Origin of the sequence: Alkalihalobacillus sp. BA299 (assembly GCF_017745675.1) — a bacterium.
In the GTDB taxonomy this organism is placed as follows: domain Bacteria; phylum Bacillota; class Bacilli; order Bacillales; family Bacillaceae_F; genus Alkalihalobacterium.
On the sequence record NZ_JAFLJM010000005.1, the window covers coordinates 112082 to 134715 of the forward strand.

Consider the following 22634-nt stretch of genomic DNA (forward strand, 5'->3'; position numbering starts at 1 on the left):
AATGTAAGACTACAAAGGATACCTCACGTGTTGTTTCACTTTATCGTTAGTAGGGGAGAGTTGAATGGAAATTTTTATTGCAATTGTCATTTCTTACTTAATTGGTTCAATTAGTTTTAGTTATATTATAACGAAAAAGATTAAAAAAGTTGATATCCGTCAACATGGTAGTGGTAATGCTGGAGCGACGAATACATTACGCGTACTTGGTGTAGGTCCAGCAGTTACAGTTTTATTATTAGATATGGCTAAGGGGATCTTTGCTGTTTTAGTCACATTATGGATTGTCGGTCCTGGCTGGGCACCTGCTCTAGCTGGACTAGCTTCAATACTCGGACATAACTGGCCTATTTATTATGGGTTTCGTGGTGGGAAAGGTGTTGCGACTACAATTGGTGTTATGGCTGCCATCGTTTTTATTCCAGCGTTAATTGGTGGAGTAATTGCAATCGTTAGTATTGCTTTAACTCGGTATGTTTCTCTAGGCTCATTATTGTTTATGGTAGCTACAACGATTGCTACGATAGCATTATCGAACATATATGAGTACCCAATGGCCTATTTTTATTTAAGCTTGGTTGTAACAATCTTATCATTTTGGCGACATCGTCAAAATGTTGTTCGCCTTTTCCAAGGTAAAGAAAATAAACTAGGTAAAAAAGCGACAAGTTGATATTATAAAATAACATTCATAGCTAGGGAGAGATTACGTTTTTCTCCCTCTCTTTACGACTTAGTTCAACGGATTTGAATGTTAGGGGGGTTGTTATATGTCAAAAATAGCAGTATTAGGTGCAGGGAGTTGGGGTACAGCTTTAGCAATGGTTTTAGCTGATAATGGTCATAACGTTCGTCTTTGGGCAAGAAGAGAGGATCAAGTAACAGAAATCAATGAACTGCATACAAATAAACAGTATTTACCTGGGGTGGATCTCCCTCAAAATATTACAGCATTCACAAATATCGAATTGGCTTTATTTGAGAGTGAGGCCATCTTACTCGTTGTACCGACGAAATCAATACGAACGGTTGTAAAAGCAATTCTTCCTCATATACGGGTAGGCGTGCCAATTATTCATGCGAGTAAAGGGATTGAACCATCGTCATCAAAGCGAATTTCTGAGATGATTGAAGAGGAGTTAACATCAGAATATCCAAACCCTGTTGTCGTCTTATCGGGGCCTAGTCATGCAGAAGAAGTTAGTTGCAGACAGCCTACGACTGTAACCGTTTCGTCAATAAATATGGATGCCGCTGAATATGTTCAAGATTTATTTATGAACCAAAGTTTTCGTGTTTATACAAATATTGATTTAATTGGTGTGGAACTTGGAGGAGCACTCAAGAATATAATAGCATTGTGTGCTGGGTTAACTGATGGTCTAGGATTTGGAGATAATGCAAAAGCAGCTCTTATGACAAGAGGGTTAGCGGAGATTGCAAGGCTTGGAATTAAATTAGGGGCGAACCCATTAACTTTTTCAGGACTATCTGGATTAGGTGATCTTATTGTAACTTGCACGAGTGTTCATAGTCGAAATTGGCGAGCGGGAAACATGATAGGTAAAGGAAAATCGATCGATGAAGTACTTGAACATATGGGGATGGTCGTTGAGGGAATACGAACGACAGAGGCTGCGCATCTACTTGCAAAAAAGGTTGATGTTGATATGCCCATTACAAGTGCATTGTACGATGTATTATTCAATGGTAAAAAACCTGAAGACGCAGTTGAAGAATTAATGGGCCGTGTAAAGAAGCATGAAGGAGAGGACTTATCAGGTCTTCTTCCTAATACTAGTAATGGTAATGCTTAGCGGGCCGCTTTTCCTATTTATGAGTAGTCATGCACATGCGAAATTTGGTTCGCATACGATATGATGACAATACTCATGAGGGAGGACAATACATTGTCTAATTTCTTTGATAATATCGAAAAGAAAACAAATGTTAAGCAAGAAGATATTTTTAAACTGGCTCAATCAGTAAGTAATGCTAACCTAAAAGATGAGAAAACAGTTCGACAATTAATTGCACAAGTGGCTCGCCTAGCAAATAAACCTGTATCCAAAGAAAAAGAAGATCAAATCGTAAATGCAATAATTAATAATAACATGCCGATGGATTTAGGCTCATTATCGAAAATGTTTGGTAAGAAATAGGTGGAACAATAGGCTCCTGTGTAAGACAAGAAAGCACCTATAGCATATAATGTAACGAACGGCTATCATGAAGGCTGTAACCCGAGGGTGGAGTATTTAGTCAGGTTGGAGATAGGTGCCCCTATTCTCCAGCTTTTTTCTTTTTGGACAAGTCTTCATCGAAAAGTTTTGCTATGATATAATAGATTTTGTTTATTAAGGAGGTCTGAGAGAATGTCACAAGCGATGATCAATATGTATATATCCTTTTTTGCCATGTTCTTGATGTTTGTTTCAGTTGCTACAGCTGTTTTTAGCAGATTAAAACTAAAAGGGGTATTTAAAGGAATTGTTCTTGCATTTTCTTTTATTTGTCTTATGGTATCAGGTCTCATCGTATTTTTAATTGTAATTGGAGGACCAACGGCTACATTATAAAAAAATAGGATGGATATATTATGAAGAAATTCGACGGAATCATTATTATGATATTAGTAACATTTTTATTAACGGGGTGTCTTTATCCGAGTGAACAGCGAGTAGAAAATCAAGTTCCGTATCCAGATCAATTAATGTCCGTCCAACAGGCAGTTAATCAATATAAAGCTGATACAGGAGTGCTACCGATTCAAAATCGAGAAATGGATACACCAGTCTACCAGAAGTATCCTGTCGATTTTAGACAACTAGTGCCTCGTTATTTACAAAATCCACCTGGAAATTCGTTTGAAAATGGTGGAGTGTATCAGTATGTATTAGTAAATGTCGAAGAAGACGAGGCTGAAGTTAAACTTATTGATTTATCTGTAATGCGTGAGATTCAAAAGTTACAAATGGAATTAAATCAATACATGCGTAAAAATGATTTGGCGCCAATTGATGAAATGATTGATACAGGATTGTTTACACTAAAATTTGATAAACTTAAATACAAAGAAGCACCAACTGTAAGAACCCCTTATTTTGGAAATGAGTTACCACTACTTATTGACAATAGTGGCCAAATCTTAATTGATTATCGGATGGATATTAATATGGCCTTACAACAGTTTGATCACTCTTATTCATATGGTGATGATATTAGAGATGTATTAGTTAAAAATTATCCATTTGTACCCGTATTTTCTATTCCTTATACGATTAATGAGCAAGGCGAACCGGATTATTTTATGGATTTAGTCTACGGAAGAGTAGAACAAACTAATTAAATAAATGATAAGTGGTAGGCCCTTTCCTATTAGAGGGCCTGTTTTTTGCGAGTAAGAAAGTATAAATTTCGAAGATGTCTAGCTTCAGGTGTCATCGGCTCGAGGTCGCTTCGGTCCATCCAACGTGTCTAAAAGTCAAGACACTAATTGCTGGCCCTCCAGCGCTTGTCGCCGATAAGCAGACACCTTCCGCTTTTCTAATGTCTAGCTGCAGCGCCCAGCGTCTAGTAGACTTCGCTCTCCTCCTTACGATAAGTCAACATCGGCTCGATGAATCTCGCCGTGTTTCCTTTATCTCATACGGGAGGGCTCCAGTCCATACGCCGCTAAACGGGCGCTTCCGCTTTTCTTGTCTAGTGCAGTGTATAAATGCTGTGGTATTTTTTATGTGCTAAAGAGTTATAAAGTTTTCTCCCAGTCATATACATACAAGAGGAAGGAGTGTTATGTGTCTTGAAATCTAAAATGCGCTTCTTCTTAACAATGTTAAATAATGAAGTTTGCCTGCACCTTGGAGCACATATGACGTTTTTTTGTAAATATTTATTCTTTTTTTTAGGGTTGTCATATTTTTTGGACAACGACATAAGTATGTAATGTCCAACAATTACGGTGTTAGAATGCAAACTTCTAAATTTATACATGATCGGGAGGGGATCACGTGGAAAAGATTGATATTTTCAAAGATATCGCAGAACGAACTGGTGGCGATATTTATCTTGGAGTGGTAGGGGCTGTTCGAACAGGAAAGTCTACCTTCATAAAAAAGTTTATGGAGCTTGTTGTAATCCCCAACATTGAAAATGAAGGAGATAAAGCTAGAGCTCAAGATGAGTTACCTCAAAGTGCAGCTGGAAAAACGATCATGACAACGGAACCAAAATTTGTTCCAAATACTGCGGTTTCTATACATGTCGACGAAGGCTTGGACGTAAATGTCCGCTTAGTAGATTGTGTGGGATATGCTGTTCCAGGTGCGAAAGGGTATGAGGATGAGAACGGCCCTCGTATGATTAACACACCTTGGTATGAAGAACCGATCCCGTTCCAAGAAGCTGCTGAAATTGGAACGAGAAAGGTTATTCAAGAACATTCGACGTTAGGCGTTGTGGTTACTACGGACGGTTCAATCGGCGACATCCCTCGGTATGATTATCTAGAAGCGGAAGAAAGAGTCATCGAGGAATTAAAAGAAGTAGGAAAGCCGTTTATCGTCATCATTAACAGTGTAAGACCACATCACCCTGACACTGATATACTTCGTCAGGAAATTTCAGAGCGGCACGATGTACCAGTACTTGCGATGAGTATTGAGAGTATGACAGATCAAGATATAAATAACGTCTTAAGAGAAGTGCTCTTTGAATTCCCAGTTCATGAAGTGAATGTAAACCTTCCAAGCTGGGTAATGGTATTAAAAGAAGAACATTGGTTACGTCAAAGCTATGAAGAAGCAGTAAGAAGTACAGTAAAGGATATTAAACGACTACGTGATGTTGACCGGGTTGTTGGACAATTTGGGGAATATGATTTCATTGATCAAGCGGGACTTGCGGGTATAGAAATGGGGCAAGGGGTAGCTGAAATTGATCTTTATGCTCCAGATGACCTTTATGATCAGATTTTAAAAGAAGTTGTAGGCGTAGAAATTCGTGGGAAAGATCATTTGTTACAATTGATGCAAGATTTTGCTCATGCCAAAGCAGAATATGATCAAGTAGCAGATGCACTACGGATGGTGAAGCAAACGGGTTATGGAATTGCTGCACCTGCGATTACGGATATGAGTTTAGATGAACCAGAAATCATTCGCCAAGGATCTAGATTTGGTGTTCGCTTAAAAGCCGTTGCCCCATCTATTCATATGATTAAAGTGGATGTCGAATCAGAATTCGCACCAATTATCGGCACAGAGAAGCAAAGTGAAGAGCTCGTTCGTTATTTAATGCAAGACTTTGAAGATAACCCATTATCAATCTGGGAGTCTGATATTTTCGGAAGATCGCTAAATTCGATCGTACGTGAAGGAATCCAAGCGAAACTTTCACTTATGCCGGAAAATGCACGTTATAAATTAAAAGAAACATTAGAACGAATCATCAATGAAGGATCTGGAGGATTAATTGCCATTATCCTATAAAAAGTAAAAAGTGGTGTCTGGCACCTTTAGCTCACTAAAGGTGCCAGGCACCATTTTAGTGATCGTTTTTTTTGCTTTCATAGGTTCCTTATGCTAAAATTTCTTCAGCTTACCTATTGTCATTTTACATAGAGTGTTTTTTGAATGGAGGCATTTATATTGAATAACAATTTTGACTTAGAAAAAATTAAACAAGGTGTCACAATGATTTTAGAAGCTATCGGAGAGGATCCGAATCGTGAAGGCTTATTAGATACACCAAAGCGAGTAGCAAAAATGTATCAAGAAGTATTTAGTGGGTTAAATGAAGATCCAGCCGAACATTTTCAAACGATTTTCGGTGAAGATCATGAAGAGATTGTTCTCGTTAAGGATATCCCATTCTTTTCAATGTGCGAACATCACTTAGTTCCATTTTATGGACAAGCTCATGTTGGATATATCCCTAGAGGTGGAAAAGTAACTGGGCTAAGTAAGCTTGCTCGTGCAGTTGATGCAGTTGCAAAGAGACCACAACTCCAAGAACGAATTACATCAACAATAGCAGATACATTAGTTAGTGAGTTGGATCCTCACGGAGTAATTGTTGTTGTTGAAGCTGAGCATATGTGTATGACGATGCGCGGAGTAAAAAAAACAGGTTCGAAAACAGTAACTTCTGCTGTCAGAGGAACATTTGCTGAAGATTCAACAGCACGTGCTGAAGTCTTATCCTTTATAAAAGGATAAGAATGACTTTATGTCATTGACAAATAGATTTGAATAGGGGATAGTTATTTTATTGAAGCTCTTTATAATAAAGGCTAAGAAGAGGAGGGCTTTTGAATGAGTTCGGCACAGGATTTCATTTTAATTAAGGCAAAAGAAGACGGAGTAAATGTAATCGGTTTAACACGAGGTTCCGATACTCGTTTTCACCATTTAGAAAAATTAGATAAAGGTGAAATAATGATTGCACAATTTACTGAACATACGTCTGCTATTAAAGTGCGTGGGAAGGCCGTTATTCAGACAAGTCATGGTGAGATGGATACTGAAGTGTAGAAAAAGCAGGAAACCCCTGCTTTCTTTTAATATTACTTAATTAAGGTAAAGTTTCCATTATGAAATTGACAGTGACTTTTTGTAAACGTGTTTATTGACGTTTTACAATTATGATATAATATAGTTCGACGTTAATGAATACATAAAAATAAATAGCGCACAAAAGATTAACGGGGGACTTTGATGATGAATGATTTGAATGAACATGTGAACGAGTGTAAGAAAAAATTTTTTTCGATCACGAAACACACATTTTTACAAAAGTATGTACAAAAACCGATTATTGATGAGGACAAGCTTCGATTTATATATGCGATGTTATCTGAGCGAGTACCACTAAAGGATATTAAAGTGTATGCATTATCTGCTATTCTCGTTGATGCAGCATTAAATACACATGAAAAAGTCTCCCTTAACAAAATTAATTCAGACTACGTGAAAAAAAATCGGCAACTCACGGTGCTTGCTGGAGATTATTTTTGTAGTCTCTATTACTCATTGCTAGCAGAAGCTGGTAAAATCTCAATGATCCGAATGTATAGCTTATCCATTCAAGAGATTAATGAATATAAAATGAATATCTATCAAAACGAAGATTTAAGCTTTGCTGAAATTAGAGAAGATATTAGTTCTATAGAATCAGTCTTACTTCAAAATTTAGCTGAACATTTTAAATTACCACATTGGAAGAAGATCATTGCTGAATTCTTCTTTCTTAAGAGAATGCTTTTTGAACGAGACCAGTGGTTTGAAGGAAAAAAATTATCGATTTTACGAGCCCTTTTAAATGATCAAAAAGAGAAAACATACCAACAAACGAAACTAAAGGACGATGAAATTTTAGAAATCCTTAATCATAGAATTAGTGAAGGAAAAGAGCGGATCGAAAAGTATTTAGAAGACCCGTTATTTCAACAAGAGTTTATTTTGAAACAAATGGAACGACTATTTTCACCAATAAATTATAGTGAAAAAGTTGCGGAAGAAGGGTAAAAAATGACACAAACAAAAGAACAAAGAGTACATCAAGTCTTTGAGTCGATTTACAAGAAGTATGATGTAATGAATTCTGTAATCAGCTTTCAACGACATAAAGCATGGCGTAAAGACACGATGAAAAAGATGCAAGTAACAGAAGGTAGTCAAGCTCTAGACGTCTGTTGTGGAACGGCTGACTGGACGATCGCTTTAGCAGAAGCGGTTGGGCCGACTGGAAAAGTATATGGTATAGATTTCAGCAAAAATATGCTGACAGTTGGAGAGAAAAAGGTGAAAGATGCGAAGCTCCCACAGGTAGAATTATTACATGGAAATGCAATGGAGCTTCCATTTAATGATAATCAATTCGACTATGTTACCATCGGATTTGGGTTGAGAAATGTACCGGACTATATGACAGTTCTAAAAGAAATGCACCGCGTCCTGAAGCCAGGGGGTAAAGTAGTTTGTTTAGAAACATCCCAACCAACACTTATCGGCTTTAAGCAGCTATACCTTTTTTATTTTAAGTTTGTTATGCCGATGTTTGGAAAGCTTTTTGCGAAAAGCTATGATGAGTATTCATGGTTGCAAGAGTCAACGTTAAATTTCCCAGGTAAAGTAGAGCTAGCAAAGATGTTTCGTAAGGCTGGTTTTAAAGACGTTGAGGTTAAATCTTATTCTGGCGGAGTTTGCGCCATGCATTTAGGAAAAAAATCGTAAAATATTTAAAGAGAGAAGTAGAATTGGGGAAAATAAAGTGATAAAAAAAATAAAAATCATCATGGAAATGATTAAATTTGAACATACAGTTTTTGCACTGCCTTTTGCATTTTTAGGAGCAGTTGTTGGCAGTATAATGGTAAATGGCTCGTGGCCGACTCTTCATCAGTGGATTTGGATTACTTTAGCTATGGTTGGCGCTAGAAGTGCAGCTATGGCATTAAATCGTCTCATTGATGAAAAAATTGATAAGCATAATCCAAGAACAGCTGACCGTGCAATACCTGCAAATCTTATTTCAAAAGTAGAGGTCATTGCATTTACTATTTTATCTTTTGCACTTCTAATTTATTCTTCGTATCAATTAAATGTACTCGCTGTCTATTTATTGCCGATAGCCGTCTTTTTCCTATTTATCTATTCTTATACGAAACGATTTACATGGGCTTGTCACATTATTCTAGGTATTACAATTGGAATTGCACCTCTTGGTGGCTGGGTAGGAACGACGGGTACACTACCTTGGGTTGCGGCATTCTTATTTTTGGCCGTCGTGTTTTGGATTGCAGGGTTTGATGTGATTTATGCTACACAAGATGCGGACTACGATAAAAAAGTCGGCCTCTATTCCATTCCTAGTTTTTTTGGCATTAAAAAAGCGCTGCAAATTGCAAGAGGACTTCATGTATTAAGTTTTTTTTCCATGTTAGCGATGTTTTTCGTCAGTCCTTTAAGCTGGATTTACCTGATCGGTGTTGTGATTGCTGGAGTGATTATGGTGTACGAGCATTCGATTATCTCAGAGAATGACTTATCCAAAGTAGGTGTCGCATTTTTTCCAATGAATGGAGTAATAAGTATGGTCATGTTAGTATTCACTATAGGAGACTTAATACTATGAAACAATTTCGTGGAATTTTTACGGTTGGTATAACAGGAGCAAGTGGTGCCATTTATGGGGTGCGACTCGTTCAAGAATTAATAAGACAAAACTATAAAATCCATTTAATTGTTACAGAGGCCGGCTGGCAAGTTTTTCGTGAAGAGTTAGGTCTTGACACGACAAATCGAATTGAAGTTATTCAAAAATTGTTTGGTGAAAATTGCGAACAATTTTCATATCATACTTTGCAAGATTATACAGCGCCAATTGCAAGTGGCTCCTATCAAAATGATGGAATGATTGTTATTCCTTGTTCTATGGGGACGATGTCTGGAATCGCTCACGGTTCATCAAGAAACTTGTTGGAACGAACAGCTGATGTGATGTTAAAAGAAGGACGACCGTTAATTATTGTCCCTAGAGAAACGCCGTTGAATCAAATTCACTTGGAAAATATGTTGAAAATATCAAAAGTAGGTGGCAAAATCTTACCGGCTATGCCTGGTTTTTATCAATTACCGAAGTCAATGGATGACCTAATTAATTTTGTCGTTGGTAAGGCACTAGATAGTTTAGGTGTAGGGCATGAGCTCTTTACCCGTTGGGGGGATAAAAAGTGACATTAATTATTGGGGAAATTTCGTATACGAATATTTTGCCGACTTTTTATTACTTAGATCGTGAAAAATTAAACGATCTAGATTGTCGATTTGTTCCACAGATTCCAGCTGAGTTAAATCGTGGAATGGCCATTGGAGCAGTGGATGTAGGTGGGATTTCATCCTTTGCTTATGGAGAAAATTTTGATCGCTATACACTATTACCGAATTTATCTGTTTCTGCATACTCTCGAGTAGGGTCACTATTTTTATTTTCAAAAATTCCAATTGAAGAGCTTAATGGAAAATCGATTGCCTTAACATCAAGCTCAGCGACAACCGTTCATTTACTTAAAATAATTTTAGAACGTTTCTATGAATTTTCTGTCCAGTATAAGGTTATGAAGCCTGATTTTGAATCGATGCTCGAAAACCATGATGCATGTCTTCTTATTGGGGATGATGCAATTAAGACAGTGTGGAATAAATCCGATCAATACTATATGTATGACATCGGTCAACTTTGGTATGATCATACTGGTTTACCGATGACGTTTGCTGTATTTGCGGTAAGAAATGAGGTACTTCAAACAGAACCTGAAAAATTAAGTGTGTTGTATCAACAGCTTATCAATAGCAAAATGAAAAGTATCGATTTACGATTCCAACCAATGATTAAAGATATAAAAAATAATTTTGGTGGAACGCAAGCTTTTTGGGAACAGTATTTTCAAGGATTATCCTATGACCTAAATGATCAAATGCTTCAAGGGTTAAATTATTATTATCAATTAGCATATGAATTAGGTTATTTGAAGAAAAAGGTACAAACAATTTCATTATGGAGTGCTTTTGACCATTGTCATTCCATGTAGTTTAGGGTGGAAGAAATGAAATTAGCTGACATTTATTATAAATTACAAAAGGATATTAACATCATTGAAAAAGAATTAGAGGCGACAGTCCAAGCTGAACACATTATTTTAAGTGAGGCTTCCACTCAACTTCTAAAAGCCGGTGGGAAACGAATTCGTCCCGTTTTTGTTTTGTTAGCAGGGAAATTTGGTGATTATGATATTCATTCCTTAAAAAACATTGCCGTTCCTCTAGAACTTATTCACATGGCGTCACTAGTTCACGACGATGTCATTGATGATGCGGAAACTCGTCGTGGAAAACGAACAGTGAAAGCTCAATGGGATAATCGTATAGCGATGTATACTGGGGACTATATTTTTGCTAAAGCACAAGAAGTTTCAACTTATTATGATAACCCGAGAATACATCAAATACTAGCTAATGCGATGATGGAAATGTGTATAGGTGAGGTAGAACAAATACGTGACCAATACAACTGGAACCAAAACTTTAAACATTATTTACGTCGCATTAAACGGAAAACAGCGTTACTCATTGCAGTGAGTTGTGAATTAGGAGCAATTGCAGCAAATACTCCTGTATATATACAAAAACGTCTTCATTATTTTGGGTATTTTGTCGGGATGAGCTTTCAAATTACCGATGATGTCCTTGATTTTGTAGGCACAGAAAAGCAATTAGGAAAGCCTGCTGGTGGGGATTTGTTACAAGGTAATGTGACATTACCTACTTTATATGCGATGGAGCAAGACAAGGAGATTAAGCGAATAGTCATGGAGACGCTCGATGATCCGTACGTTGATAAAGTAGACATGAAGAAAGTGTTAGACGTTATTAAAAGTTCCGGGGGAATTGAATACTCTCTTACGATTAGTGATAAGTATTTAGAGAAGGCATTGCAATGTTTAAAAGATTTACCTAACATTGATGCGAAAAAATATTTATTTGAAATCGCAAAATACATAGGGAAACGAAAGTTTTAAAAAGTGTCTATTGAATGATGGTGATTTAAGTAGCATAGTGTCAGGCACCTCAACCTCATAATAAGTTGCTATTATAATTTAGTAGCAACTTTTTTGTATTAAAACGAGGCGCGCAAACACTTATGAGTTAACCTCATTATTATTTTTCATAAATTTTTCACTTTATTGTATAATTCGTCCAAATTTGATATAATCGAAAAGGCTTTTACATAACATGAAAAATGAGAGGTAGGGTTTTATAATGGAAAGAACGTTTTTAATGGTTAAACCAGACGGAGTTCAACGTAACTTAGTTGGGGAAATCGTTTATCGCTTTGAAAAGAAAGGTTTTAATTTAGTTGGTGCAAAATTGATGACGGTTACAAAAGAGCTTGCTGAAACTCATTACGCTGAACATAAAGAGCGTCCTTTTTTTGGTGAATTAGTAGATTTTATCACTTCCGGACCAGTTTTCGCAATGGTTTGGGAAGGGGAAAAAGTAATTTCTACAGCACGTACTATGATGGGAGCGACTAACCCTGCTGATGCAGCACCAGGAACTATCCGTGGTGATTTTGCAGCACAAGTAGCAATGAACGTTATTCATGGATCTGACTCTCCAGAAAGTGCTGTTCGTGAAATCGGTATCTTCTTTAAAGAAGAAGAATTGAACTCATATGATAAAACGATTAGCAAATGGGTATAAAAAATAGTGAGAAGGCTTCTTATAATTAGAGGCCTTCTCTTTTTATTGAACTAGGAAATTATAAAAGCGTGAGAAAGAGCTTCATTTATACGAGACGAGATGTAAGTATTGCTTTTCGCATTCCTAATTCTAAAATAATCAGAATTGCTTGGGGTTAAACGGGAGTCTTTTGCTTATCTATATATCTATCACTTTGTAACTTTTTGTAGTTTTATCGGGTGATTTGTGATAAAAAGAAATATATGAGTTTGTTGTAAGAGGGGACAACTTGAGATGAATTGTGATTATATTCCATTTATAGATAATGTAAAAAGAAAAACTGGCATTGATCTAAACCTATATAAAGAAGCACAAATGAAACGTAGGTTAACATCATTACGCGAAAAAAAAGGATATAGTGACTTTACTAGTTTTTTTCAGGCAATGCTAAAAGATGAAAAATTATTCGATGAATTTTTAGAGCGTATGACGATAAATGTATCTGAATTTTATCGGAATCCGAAACGATGGGAAGTTTTGGAAAAGAAAATTTTACCGAGGCTACTAAAGGAAACCTCGCGTCCTAAAGTCTGGAGTGCGGCTTGTTCTACAGGAGAAGAGCCATATACACTTGCTATTATTCTCAGTCATTTTATACCACTATCTCAAATTTCAATTTTGGCAACCGATATTGATCGAGCAATTTTAGAAAGAGCAAAAGTGGGCTTTTACACGGAGCGTTCGATAAAGGATGTTCCAAAAGACGTGCTGCAGAAAGCGTTTAAGAAAGATTCCATTGGGTATACGATCCAGGATGAAATAAAAAAGGCAATCAAATTTAAGCAAGGAAACCTTCTTGCAGATCGCTTTGAAACAAACTTTGATTTAATTGTTTGTCGGAATGTTATGATTTATTTTACGGAAGAAGCCAAGCATGAATTATATCAGAAATTCAGTGCAGCTTTAAGACCTGGTGGTGTGTTATTTGTAGGCAGTACTGAACAAATCTTTAATCCACATATATATAGGTTTGAAACCGAGGATACATTTTTTTACCGCAAAAAATAGTAGAGTACATAAAATTAAAAGGCTCTTTTCTCAAAGGTTGTTGCTTTTAGCTTTTGGACCGTAAGCCAAGCGGATGCTTGGCTCTTCACGCATAGCGTGAAGGTTTTCAAAAAACGGTCCAAAAGCAACAAAGTTTACGAAAACAGCCAATTAAAAAGAACTCGTGGTAAAGTTGGGTATTATATAGAGTAGATATTAGATGAAGGTTACTGCGTATAACAGCCAATAGGAGTGAACATAGGGTTCATCTTTATTTTTTGAAAATTTTCTGATAAACTGAAACTTCTAATATTATTTCACCATGGATAGTCGTTATGTGTTTTAGAGAAAAATTTAAAAAGACAAAAAAATAAAGTTGTGTTATAATTTAGTGCATAAAAGCGTTAAAGAGAGAAAAGGTTGGAGGAGGAGTATACATGAGATACCTTACAGCTGGAGAATCCCACGGTCCACAGTTGACGACAATTATTGAAGGTGTGCCAGCACATCTAGATTTAGTATCTGAAGACATTAATATCGATTTAGCACGTAGACAAGGTGGCCATGGACGAGGACGTCGCATGCAAATCGAAAAAGATGTTGTTGAAATTTTAAGTGGAGTTCGTCACGGGAAAACGACAGGAGCACCAATTACACTCGTTGTTGAAAATAATGACTGGAAAAACTGGACGAAAATTATGGGTGCTGAACCATTAACCGAAGAAGAAGAGCAAGAAATAAAACGTAAAGTAACACGTCCAAGACCTGGACATGCTGATTTAAATGGTGCGATTAAATATGGGCATCGTGATATGAGAAATATATTAGAGCGATCATCAGCTCGTGAAACAACGGTTCGTGTTGCTGCTGGTGCTGTGGCCAAAAAAATTCTTAAAGAATTTGGCATTGAAGTCGGTGGCCATGTCCTTGAAATCGGTGGCGTAAAAGCAGAAGCTACTTCTTATACGTCAGTGGCGGATTTAAAGGAACGTTCAGAAGCTTCTCCAGTTCGTTGTTTAGATGAAGAAGCAGGACAAAAAATGATGAACGCCATTGATGAAGCGAAAAAAGAAGGCGATTCAATTGGTGGGATTGTGGAGATCGTTATTGAAGGAGTTCCAATTGGCCTTGGCAGTCATGTCCATTATGATCGAAAGCTAGATGGAAAATTAGCCGCAGCGATTATGAGCATTAATGCTTTTAAAGGTGTTGAGATTGGAATTGGCTTTGAAGCGGCTCGTAAGCCTGGGAGTCAAGTACATGATGAAATCCTGTGGGATGAAGCGAATGGATACACTCGTAAAACGAATAACCTTGGAGGGCTAGAAGGTGGAATGACAAACGGTATGCCAATTGTCGTTCGTGGTGTAATGAAGCCGATTCCGACTTTATATAAACCACTTCAAAGTGTCGATATCGATACGAAAGAACCTTTTGCTGCGAGTATTGAACGTTCCGATAGCTGTGCAGTTCCTGCCGCATCGGTAGTTGCAGAAGCTGTTGTAGCTTGGGAGATTGCAAATGCACTTCTTGAGAAGTTTGGAAGCGACCGAGTTGATGAAATTAAGGAGAATATCGAACGCCATAATGAGCAAGCGAGGTTGTTCTAATGGAACAGTTACACATCAATACATCCTCTAAGCAATATTCAGTATGGATTAGTGAAGGTATACGCCTTAAAATTTCTGAATACCTTCCTGATTCATTAAAGCAAGCTTTAACCTCTGTTTTAATTATTACAGACTCACATGTAGCCCCTTTATATTTAGATGATGTGAAAAATGGGTTAAGTAAAGAGGTAAAAGTTTACGAATTTATCGTTCCTGCCGGGGAACAGTCGAAATCGTTTCAACAATATTATGAGCTACAAACGTTTGCGTTAGAAAACAGTTTAGATCGTAACTCCCTTATTATTGCTTTAGGTGGTGGAGTAATCGGGGACTTAGCTGGTTTTGTTGCTTCAACCTATATGCGAGGTATACCATTTATTCAAGTGCCTACTACTTTACTAGCTCATGATAGTAGTGTCGGTGGTAAAGTTGGCATAAATCATCCGCTAGGTAAAAATATGGTAGGTGCATTTCATCAGCCGGAAGCTGTCTTATATGATCCGGAAGCGCTACAAAGTTTACCATTGCATGAATGGCGGTCTGGATTTGCTGAAGCGATTAAGCATTCTTTAATTTGGGATGCCTCATTTTATCAATGGTTGAAAGACTACATTTATGATTTCACACAAATTAAAGGAGAATTAGCTGAACAGCTTCTCTTGCGTTCGATTCGTGTGAAAGCTGCGGTTGTTAGTGAGGATGAAAAGGAAACAGGAATTCGTGCGATTTTAAATTTTGGCCATACATTGGGTCATGCGATTGAAAAAGAGCTCGGATATGGAAAAATGACACACGGTGAAGCAGTAGCGATCGGTATGGTATTTGCGATGAAGTTAAGTGAAAGCTACTACGGGATATCATTACCAGTAGCTGATGTAAAAGATTGGCTTACAAAATTAGGATTTACAACAAATGTACCATCAAATTTAGATGCTAATCAATTATTACATACGATGAAAAAAGATAAAAAAGCCCATAAAGGTATTATCCGTATGGTGCTAATGAAAGAACTTGGGAGAGTAGAGGTTATTAGCGTTGATGAAGAGCTGATCAAAGAGATGCTCTTAAAGGCTATAAAGGGGGAGTAGAAATGATAAGAGGGATACGCGGAGCAACAACAGTTGAAGTAAATGAAGAAGAAGTTATTTTGGATGCAACAGAAAAGTTACTCGAAGAAATGATTACGAAAAACCAAATCGAGCCAGAGGGTGTTGCTCAAATTATAGTAACCGTTACTCATGATTTGACTGCTACATTCCCAGCTAAAGCATTGCGACGTTTTGAAGGCTGGAAGTTTGTTCCTATTATGTGCGCCTTAGAAATTCCAGTACCAAATAGTTTACCCAAATGTATCCGAATAATGATCACAGCCGATACAGATATACCTCAAGCAGAAGTTGAGCATATTTATTTAGGGAAGGCTGTTATGCTTCGACCGGATTTACAATTGACAAATAATGAAGATTCAAGGTAAGATAATAGTAGTTGAGATGAGAGTTAGATTAGTTAAGTTGAGTCGGATTTCTTTATATTATAAATATAAAGAAGCTTTTAGTTAAAAATTTGATTAGTAGAGCTGAGATGAGAATGAATAGTTGAGTAGAGCTGAGCAGAGGGAGTACGTTTATTAATGATACCCTTAAACTGTCAGTTTAAGGGTTTTTATATGATATGAAAAACCGTAATTTTAAATAACTTTCCCCGAGACCTTCTCGCATTCATTTTCACTCATAATCATAAGGAGTGAAAACGATGTTAAATACCTCAGTCGCATCTTTTTTAGAGGATGCAAAACAATTTAAGACAGTCCCCGTTATTAACCATTTATTTGCAGATACGTTAACACCGATCCAAATTTTCCGACAGTTAGAACAAGACGCTGTCTATTTACTAGAAAGTAAGGATGAGCAATCGCCTTGGTCTAGATTTTCATTTATTGGAATTTTTCCGAAATTATTTTTATGTAATAAAGGGAAAGAATTCTATGTTAAAGAGCAAGACAAGGTCATACATCATTCAGCTTCATTCCAACAGGCGTTTGATTACGTAACAGAGTATGTTGATGTAAAGCCGTTAAAACTTCCTATTCCATTTCATAGTGGTATGGTTGGATTTGTGTCATATGATGCTGTTGAGCAATTTGAGCCGGTCCTTGCTAAAGAGGAAACGAACAAGGAAACGATTCACTTTATGTTTTGTGAACTGGTCATTGCCTATGATCACCAGAAAAAAGAAATGTATCTTATTTCTCTTCCAAGGTCAGGTAAAAGTGATGAAGAAAACAAAACCATCTATAATAAAACGGTTGACACGATGAAAAAGGTCGTTGAGCAAATGATGGCCGGTTCTAAAGATAAGCGTGTATTACCACCTCCAACTTATAAAGTTGATGTATCCTTTGATAATGTTCGGTCGAATTATAAAAAAGAGCAATTTCTTTCAGATGTAGAACGAATTAAAGAATATATTCGTTCAGGTGACGTGTTTCAAGCAGTTTTATCCCAGCGATTTGAAGTAGATATCAATGTATCTGGATTGGATATTTATCGAGTGTTAAGTATGGTAAATCCATCTCCTTATTTGTTTTATATCAAAATTGGTGACAACGAAATTATCGGAAGTTCACCAGAGCGACTTGTACAAATACAAGACGGGCATATGGAAATCCATCCAATCGCAGGAACGAGACCCCGTGGAAAAACAGCAGCTGAGGATGAAGCTTTAGCTAAAGATTTATTAGCAGATGAAAAAGAACGAGCCGAACATTATATGTTAGTTGATCTTGCTCGAAATGATATTGGACGGGTCGCAAAATATGGTTCAGTTGAAACGCCTGTATTATTAGAAGTAGGAAATTTTTCACATGTGATGCATATCATCTCGAAGGTAACGGGGCGCTTACAAGATGGTACACACCCTTTACAAGCCTTTTCTTCATCATTTCCTGCAGGGACGGTGTCAGGAGCACCGAAGATTAGAGCAATGGAAATTTTAAAAGAAATTGAACCGACAGAGCGTGGCATCTATGCAGGTGCAATTGGTTACTTTGGGTTTGATGGTAATATTGATTCATGCATCGCTATACGTACATTGGTGATCAAAAATAAGAAAGCCTATGTTCAAGCAGGAGCTGGAATTGTAGCAGATTCTATCCCAGAAAATGAATATGAAGAGACGAGAAATAAAGCGAAAGCCCTTTTACATGCGGTTCAATTAGCAGAAGCAATGGTTAAAAAGAATGCGGAGGAGGCGATTAGTAATGCTTAAAGAGATGTTGCAAAAATGTATTCAAGGTGAAGAGTTAACGGAGCAAGAAGCGAAATCAGTGATGGATGAAATAATGTCAGGAGCAGCTACACACAGTCAAATTGCTAGTTTACTCACTGTTCTCCGCTTTCGAGGCGAGTCGTTAAATGAAATGGTCGGATTTGCAAAGTCAATGAAAGAGCATGCTATATCGATTCCGCACAATGAAAAGGGAGTCATTGATACTTGTGGTACAGGTGGGGATCACGCAAAGACGTTTAATATTTCTACGGCTACAGCGATTGTTTTATCCTCCCTTGGTGTAACGGTAGCAAAGCACGGAAATCGATCTGTCTCTTCAAAAAGTGGTAGTGCCGATGTTTTAGAAGAGTTAGACATTCAAATTCAAACAACTCCAGAAGAGGCAGCCAATGCGCTTAGGGAAAAGAAAATGAGCTTTTTATTTGCACCACTTTATCATGTAGCTATGAAAAATGTAGCGATTCCTAGAAAGGAAATAGGCTTCCGCTCTATTTTCAACTTATTAGGACCATTAGTGAATCCTGCGAATGCAGAAGCTCAATTAATGGGTGTGTTTGATGAGAAATACGGTGAACTAATGGCAGAAACATTACGAGAGTTAGGAATAAAAAGAGCGATGCTAGTAACGGGTGCAGAAGGGTTAGATGAAATCTCAATTAATACAAATACATTTGTAACGGAATTAAAAGACGGAAAGCTCTCGAAGTATGTTCTGACACCAGAAGATGTTAGATTGCCTCGGGGTCCACTAACCGACATCCAGGTGAATACACCTAAAGAAAGTGCACAGGTGATATTAAATATTTTTCAAGGCGGTAATAATGAAACTGCTCGAAATATTGTCGCTTTTAATGCAGGAGCGGGCCTTTATGTTGCAAACAAAGTTTCTACCATAAAAGAAGGTGTTGACGAAGTTTTAAAGGCACTATCTAATGGAACAGTATACGATCAATTTATCAATTTACAAGAAGAAAGGGTTGGAAGTGTCGATGCTTAAAAAGATTATTGAAACAAAAGTGGAAGAACTTGATAGATTAATATTACCTTCAGAAATTTCAGTAGAGCGGAAATCACTTTATAAGCACCTCTCTCAACCTAATCGAAAAATTGGTTTAATTGCTGAAGCCAAAAAAGCTTCACCGTCAAAAGGCGTAATAAAAGAAAATTTTAATCCTGTTGAAATCGGAAAAGCTTATGAAGTTGCTGGAGCAGATGCGATTTCGGTGTTAACGGACGAAACGTATTTCCAAGGACATCGAAGCTATTTAACTGCGATTAAAGAAGAAGTGGACATTCCGATTTTACGTAAAGACTTTATTATTAGTCCATTACAAATTGAAGAAAGTGTTCGAATTGGGGCGGATGCGATTTTATTAATTGCAGGTATCTTTGAAACAGTAAAATTGCAAGAACTATATACAATTGCTTATGAAAAAGGGCTAGAATGCTTAGTAGAAGTCCATTCTAAAGAAGAACTAGAAGAAGTGCTCTCAGTGTTCACACCCAAATTACTTGGAGTCAATAATCGTAACTTAAAAACCTTTGAAACTTCATTAGAACAAACTGAATCATTAAGCTCATTAATTCCAAATGAAAGCTTATTTATTAGTGAAAGTGGTATTCACAGTCCAAATGATGTAGACCGTGTATGGAAAGCAGGAGCAAACGGGATATTGGTTGGAGAGTCGTTAATGAGGGCGACGACACCACAAGACGGAATTAATGCTCTATTTGGAGGAGAAGCGGTTGCAAACAAAGCTTAAATATTGTGGAAATCACTCATTACAAGATGTACAAAATGTCGCCAGCTCCAATGCAGACTATATTGGCTTTGTGTTTGCTGAGAGTAAGAGGATGGTTCGAGCTAATGTGGTAGCTAGCTGGCTTGAAAATGTGAAAACCTATGATAATAAAAAAATTGTTGCTTTGTTTGTTAATGCATCGGTTGCCGAAATCGAAAAAGTAGTTTCTTTAGCTCCTATCGACATCATTCAATGTCATGGTCATGAGACTCCAGAAGAAGTTCAAGCATTGCAGCAGAGGGTGAACAAACCGATTTGGAAAGTTATTCATCATAAAGATGAAGCATGGAATGACCTGCAAAACTATTCGCCTTATGTCGACGCATTTATCATCGATAGTAAAGTAAAGGGGCAATGGGGCGGTACAGGGAAAACCTTTGATTGGAGTCACATTCCTAAATATATTGAACAAGGAAATTTACTTCAAACCCCAGTCTACATTGCTGGAGGAATTAACCCAACGAATATTGACCAATTACTAGCTTATCGTCCGTACGGTATTGATATTTCTAGTGGTATAGAATATAACGGAATAAAAGATAAAACGTTGATCACACAGATCGAGGAAAGGATAAATCATTATGATCGCAAACTATCCAGATGAACGAGGAAGATTTGGACCATTCGGTGGCAAATTTGTCCCAGAGACGTTAATGAATGCCGTTGAAGATTTAGAGAAGGCACTAGAGGAAGCTTTACAAGATCCTACTTTTTTTGAAGAGTACCATCATCATTTACAAGAGTATGCAGGTAGGCAAACCCCTGTAACCTACGCAGAAAACATTTCTAAAGAGTTGGGTGGAGCTAAAATTTATTTGAAGCGTGAAGATTTACTTCATACAGGCGCACACAAATTAAATAATGCAATCGGTCAAGCCCTTCTTGCTAAACGGATGGGTAAAAAGAAAATTGTTGCTGAAACGGGAGCAGGACAACACGGAGTAGCGACTGCGACGATTGCAGCCCGCTTTGGCTTAGAATGTAAAGTGTTTATGGGCGAAGAAGATATCGAACGGCAAAAATTAAATGTATTTCGAATGGAGTTACTTGGTGCAGAAGTTATTCCAGCCTCATCTGGAAGTAAAACCTTAAAAGATGCAACTAATGAAGCTATTCGATATTGGGTTGGAAATGCTGAAGATACATTTTATTTAATTGGATCGGTTGTCGGTCCGCATCCATATCCAAAAATGGTGCGAGAGTTTCAAAGAATTATAGGCGACGAATCAAGAAAACAAATGTTAGAACTAGAAGGACGTTTACCAGATGAAATTGTCGCATGTGTTGGAGGCGGAAGTAATGCCATTGGTATGTTCTATCCGTTTTTAAATGACGACGTCAAATTAATTGGTGTCGAAGCGGCTGGTAAAGGAGTAACAACGACTCAACATGCTGCTACGATTACAAAAGGAACGAAAGGCGTCATTCATGGTTCGCTTACCTATTTACTTCAAGACGAGAATGGACAGATTATAGAGCCTTATTCTATTTCTGCAGGGCTTGATTACCCAGGTGTTGGACCTGAACATGCTTATTTAGCAAGTATCGAGCGAGTATCCTATGAAGCTGTAACAGATGATGAAGCACTTGAAGCTTTAAAAAAATTATCAGTAACAGAAGGGATTATTCCAGCAATTGAAAGTGCGCATGCTTTAGCTAAAGCGTTTGAAAGAGCCAAACAGTTAACAAGTGATCATATTATTCTCGTATGTTTATCGGGACGAGGCGATAAAGATGTTCACACGTTAATGAAAGTTGAGCGAGGTGAACAAGGATGACGTTACGATTTGAACAATACGTTCGCAAGCAGGATCAAGGGTTGTTTATTCCATTTATAATGGCAGGAGATCCGACACCAGAAGTAACGGTAGAGATCGCTTTAACACTACAAGAAGCAGGGGCACATGCGCTTGAACTCGGAATTCCTTATTCAGATCCTCTTGCGGATGGACCGGTCATTCAACGAGCAGCAAAACGAGCGCTAACTCAACAAATGTCACTAGAAAAAGCATTAGAGCTTGTCCCGCTTATGCGTGAAAAAGGCTTGGTGATCCCAGTTATTGCGTTTACGTATTACAATCCTGTCCTTCAATTTGGTGAACAGCAATTCATGAAAAAAGCGAGAGAATGCCAGGTCGATGGTTTGCTCGTTCCTGATCTCCCTTATGAGGAAAGTACTGAACTTGCTCAGTTATGTAAAGAGAACGAACTTCAACTTATATCACTAGTTGCTCCTACATCGAAACAAAGAATTGAAAAAATCGCACAAAGTGCTCAAGGGTTTATATATTGTGTCTCTTCTTTAGGAGTAACAGGGGTGCGAAATGAGTTTCACCCTAAAGTGTATGAGTTTTTAGAAGATGTGAGAGCAAATAGTAATGTTCCAGTTGTAGTGGGATTTGGTGTTTCTAACAATGAACAAGTAAAACAGCTCGAATCTCATTGTGATGGGGTTATCGTTGGAAGTGCAATTATTCGTGAGATTGAAAGTGTAGAGCAACAGCTGAAGGATGAAAAATTAAGAAAAGATGGACTTGATCATATAAAAAGATTTGTTCTTTCACTTATTTCGTCGTAACATAGGAGTATAGATTTTCACTTATATTATAAAAGTATAACTTATACTATTAAAGTAGAGGCTGACT

The 22634-nt window shown here is 37.3% G+C and carries 25 protein-coding genes; all 25 read left to right on the forward strand.

The features are described from left to right. Positions 1–64: 64 nt before the first annotated feature. Complete coding sequence (plsY, locus tag J0N78_RS08325; RefSeq protein ID WP_209122579.1) at positions 65–673, forward strand: glycerol-3-phosphate 1-O-acyltransferase PlsY; 609 nt, start codon at positions 65–67, stop codon at positions 671–673. Between the two features lie 97 nt (positions 674–770). Continuing rightward, positions 771–1817: an NAD(P)H-dependent glycerol-3-phosphate dehydrogenase gene (locus J0N78_RS08330; RefSeq protein ID WP_209122580.1), complete on the forward strand. Its 1047-nt coding sequence runs from the start codon at positions 771–773 to the stop codon at positions 1815–1817. A gap of 75 nt (positions 1818–1892) precedes the next feature. After that, positions 1893–2162: a stage VI sporulation protein F gene (locus J0N78_RS08335; RefSeq protein WP_209122581.1), complete on the forward strand. Its 270-nt coding sequence runs from the start codon at positions 1893–1895 to the stop codon at positions 2160–2162. 213 nt (positions 2163–2375) lie between these two features. Beyond that, positions 2376–2579, forward strand: a complete 204-nt coding sequence (locus tag J0N78_RS08340; protein WP_209122582.1) for a DUF2768 domain-containing protein — start codon at positions 2376–2378, stop codon at positions 2577–2579. A 20-nt stretch (positions 2580–2599) separates the two neighbouring features. Further along, positions 2600–3349, forward strand: coding sequence for a hypothetical protein (locus J0N78_RS08345; RefSeq protein ID WP_209122583.1), 750 nt, complete (start codon positions 2600–2602; stop codon positions 3347–3349). 661 nt (positions 3350–4010) lie between these two features. Then, complete coding sequence (gene spoIVA / locus J0N78_RS08350; protein WP_209122584.1) at positions 4011–5489, forward strand: stage IV sporulation protein A; 1479 nt, start codon at positions 4011–4013, stop codon at positions 5487–5489. 159 nt (positions 5490–5648) lie between these two features. Further along, complete coding sequence (folE, locus tag J0N78_RS08355) at positions 5649–6218, forward strand: GTP cyclohydrolase I FolE (protein WP_280637195.1); 570 nt, start codon at positions 5649–5651, stop codon at positions 6216–6218. A 96-nt stretch (positions 6219–6314) separates the two neighbouring features. Further along, positions 6315–6533: a trp RNA-binding attenuation protein MtrB gene (gene mtrB / locus J0N78_RS08360; protein WP_209122586.1), complete on the forward strand. Its 219-nt coding sequence runs from the start codon at positions 6315–6317 to the stop codon at positions 6531–6533. 186 nt (positions 6534–6719) lie between these two features. Then, positions 6720–7526, forward strand: coding sequence for a heptaprenyl diphosphate synthase component 1 (locus J0N78_RS08365; protein WP_209122587.1), 807 nt, complete (start codon positions 6720–6722; stop codon positions 7524–7526). 3 nt (positions 7527–7529) lie between these two features. Beyond that, positions 7530–8234, forward strand: a complete 705-nt coding sequence (locus tag J0N78_RS08370) for a demethylmenaquinone methyltransferase (protein ID WP_209122588.1) — start codon at positions 7530–7532, stop codon at positions 8232–8234. Between the two features lie 37 nt (positions 8235–8271). Further along, positions 8272–9135, forward strand: a complete 864-nt coding sequence (locus J0N78_RS08375; RefSeq protein WP_307794913.1) for a UbiA-like polyprenyltransferase — start codon at positions 8272–8274, stop codon at positions 9133–9135. Beyond that, entirely contained in the window at positions 9132–9737 is a 606-nt protein-coding gene (locus J0N78_RS08380) for a UbiX family flavin prenyltransferase (RefSeq protein ID WP_209122589.1), read from the forward strand. Before J0N78_RS08375 ends, J0N78_RS08380 begins: the two co-directional genes overlap by 4 nt. Next, positions 9734–10591: a menaquinone biosynthesis protein gene (locus J0N78_RS08385; protein ID WP_209122590.1), complete on the forward strand. Its 858-nt coding sequence runs from the start codon at positions 9734–9736 to the stop codon at positions 10589–10591. Before J0N78_RS08380 ends, J0N78_RS08385 begins: the two co-directional genes overlap by 4 nt. A gap of 15 nt (positions 10592–10606) precedes the next feature. Then, positions 10607–11578: a heptaprenyl diphosphate synthase component II gene (gene hepT, locus J0N78_RS08390; RefSeq protein WP_209122591.1), complete on the forward strand. Its 972-nt coding sequence runs from the start codon at positions 10607–10609 to the stop codon at positions 11576–11578. A 241-nt stretch (positions 11579–11819) separates the two neighbouring features. After that, positions 11820–12263, forward strand: coding sequence for a nucleoside-diphosphate kinase (ndk, locus tag J0N78_RS08395; protein ID WP_209122592.1), 444 nt, complete (start codon positions 11820–11822; stop codon positions 12261–12263). A 273-nt stretch (positions 12264–12536) separates the two neighbouring features. Then, positions 12537–13310 (forward strand): CheR family methyltransferase, encoded by a 774-nt coding sequence (locus J0N78_RS08400; RefSeq protein ID WP_209122593.1) that lies wholly within the window; start codon positions 12537–12539, stop codon positions 13308–13310. A 416-nt stretch (positions 13311–13726) separates the two neighbouring features. Continuing rightward, positions 13727–14899, forward strand: a complete 1173-nt coding sequence (gene aroC / locus J0N78_RS08405) for a chorismate synthase (protein ID WP_209122594.1) — start codon at positions 13727–13729, stop codon at positions 14897–14899. After that, on the forward strand, positions 14899–15987 hold the full coding sequence (gene aroB, locus J0N78_RS08410) for a 3-dehydroquinate synthase (RefSeq protein ID WP_209122595.1): 1089 nt from the start codon (positions 14899–14901) through the stop codon (positions 15985–15987). The genes aroC and aroB overlap by 1 nt, the downstream gene beginning before the upstream one ends. A 2-nt stretch (positions 15988–15989) precedes the next feature. Continuing rightward, entirely contained in the window at positions 15990–16373 is a 384-nt protein-coding gene (gene aroH / locus J0N78_RS08415) for a chorismate mutase (protein ID WP_209122596.1), read from the forward strand. 278 nt (positions 16374–16651) lie between these two features. Next, positions 16652–18166, forward strand: coding sequence for an anthranilate synthase component I (trpE, locus tag J0N78_RS08420; RefSeq protein WP_209122597.1), 1515 nt, complete (start codon positions 16652–16654; stop codon positions 18164–18166). Then, positions 18159–19184, forward strand: a complete 1026-nt coding sequence (trpD, locus tag J0N78_RS08425; RefSeq protein WP_209122598.1) for an anthranilate phosphoribosyltransferase — start codon at positions 18159–18161, stop codon at positions 19182–19184. Before trpE ends, trpD begins: the two co-directional genes overlap by 8 nt. Then, positions 19177–19950, forward strand: coding sequence for an indole-3-glycerol phosphate synthase TrpC (gene trpC / locus J0N78_RS08430; protein WP_247747196.1), 774 nt, complete (start codon positions 19177–19179; stop codon positions 19948–19950). The genes trpD and trpC overlap by 8 nt, the downstream gene beginning before the upstream one ends. After that, positions 19934–20593, forward strand: a complete 660-nt coding sequence (locus tag J0N78_RS08435; RefSeq protein WP_247747197.1) for a phosphoribosylanthranilate isomerase — start codon at positions 19934–19936, stop codon at positions 20591–20593. Before trpC ends, J0N78_RS08435 begins: the two co-directional genes overlap by 17 nt. Next, positions 20571–21767, forward strand: a complete 1197-nt coding sequence (gene trpB / locus J0N78_RS08440; protein WP_209122601.1) for a tryptophan synthase subunit beta — start codon at positions 20571–20573, stop codon at positions 21765–21767. Before J0N78_RS08435 ends, trpB begins: the two co-directional genes overlap by 23 nt. Then, a complete protein-coding gene (gene trpA, locus J0N78_RS08445) occupies positions 21764–22567 on the forward strand; it encodes a tryptophan synthase subunit alpha (RefSeq protein ID WP_209122602.1) in 804 nt (267 codons plus the stop codon). Before trpB ends, trpA begins: the two co-directional genes overlap by 4 nt. The last annotated feature ends 67 nt before the right edge of the window (positions 22568–22634 follow it).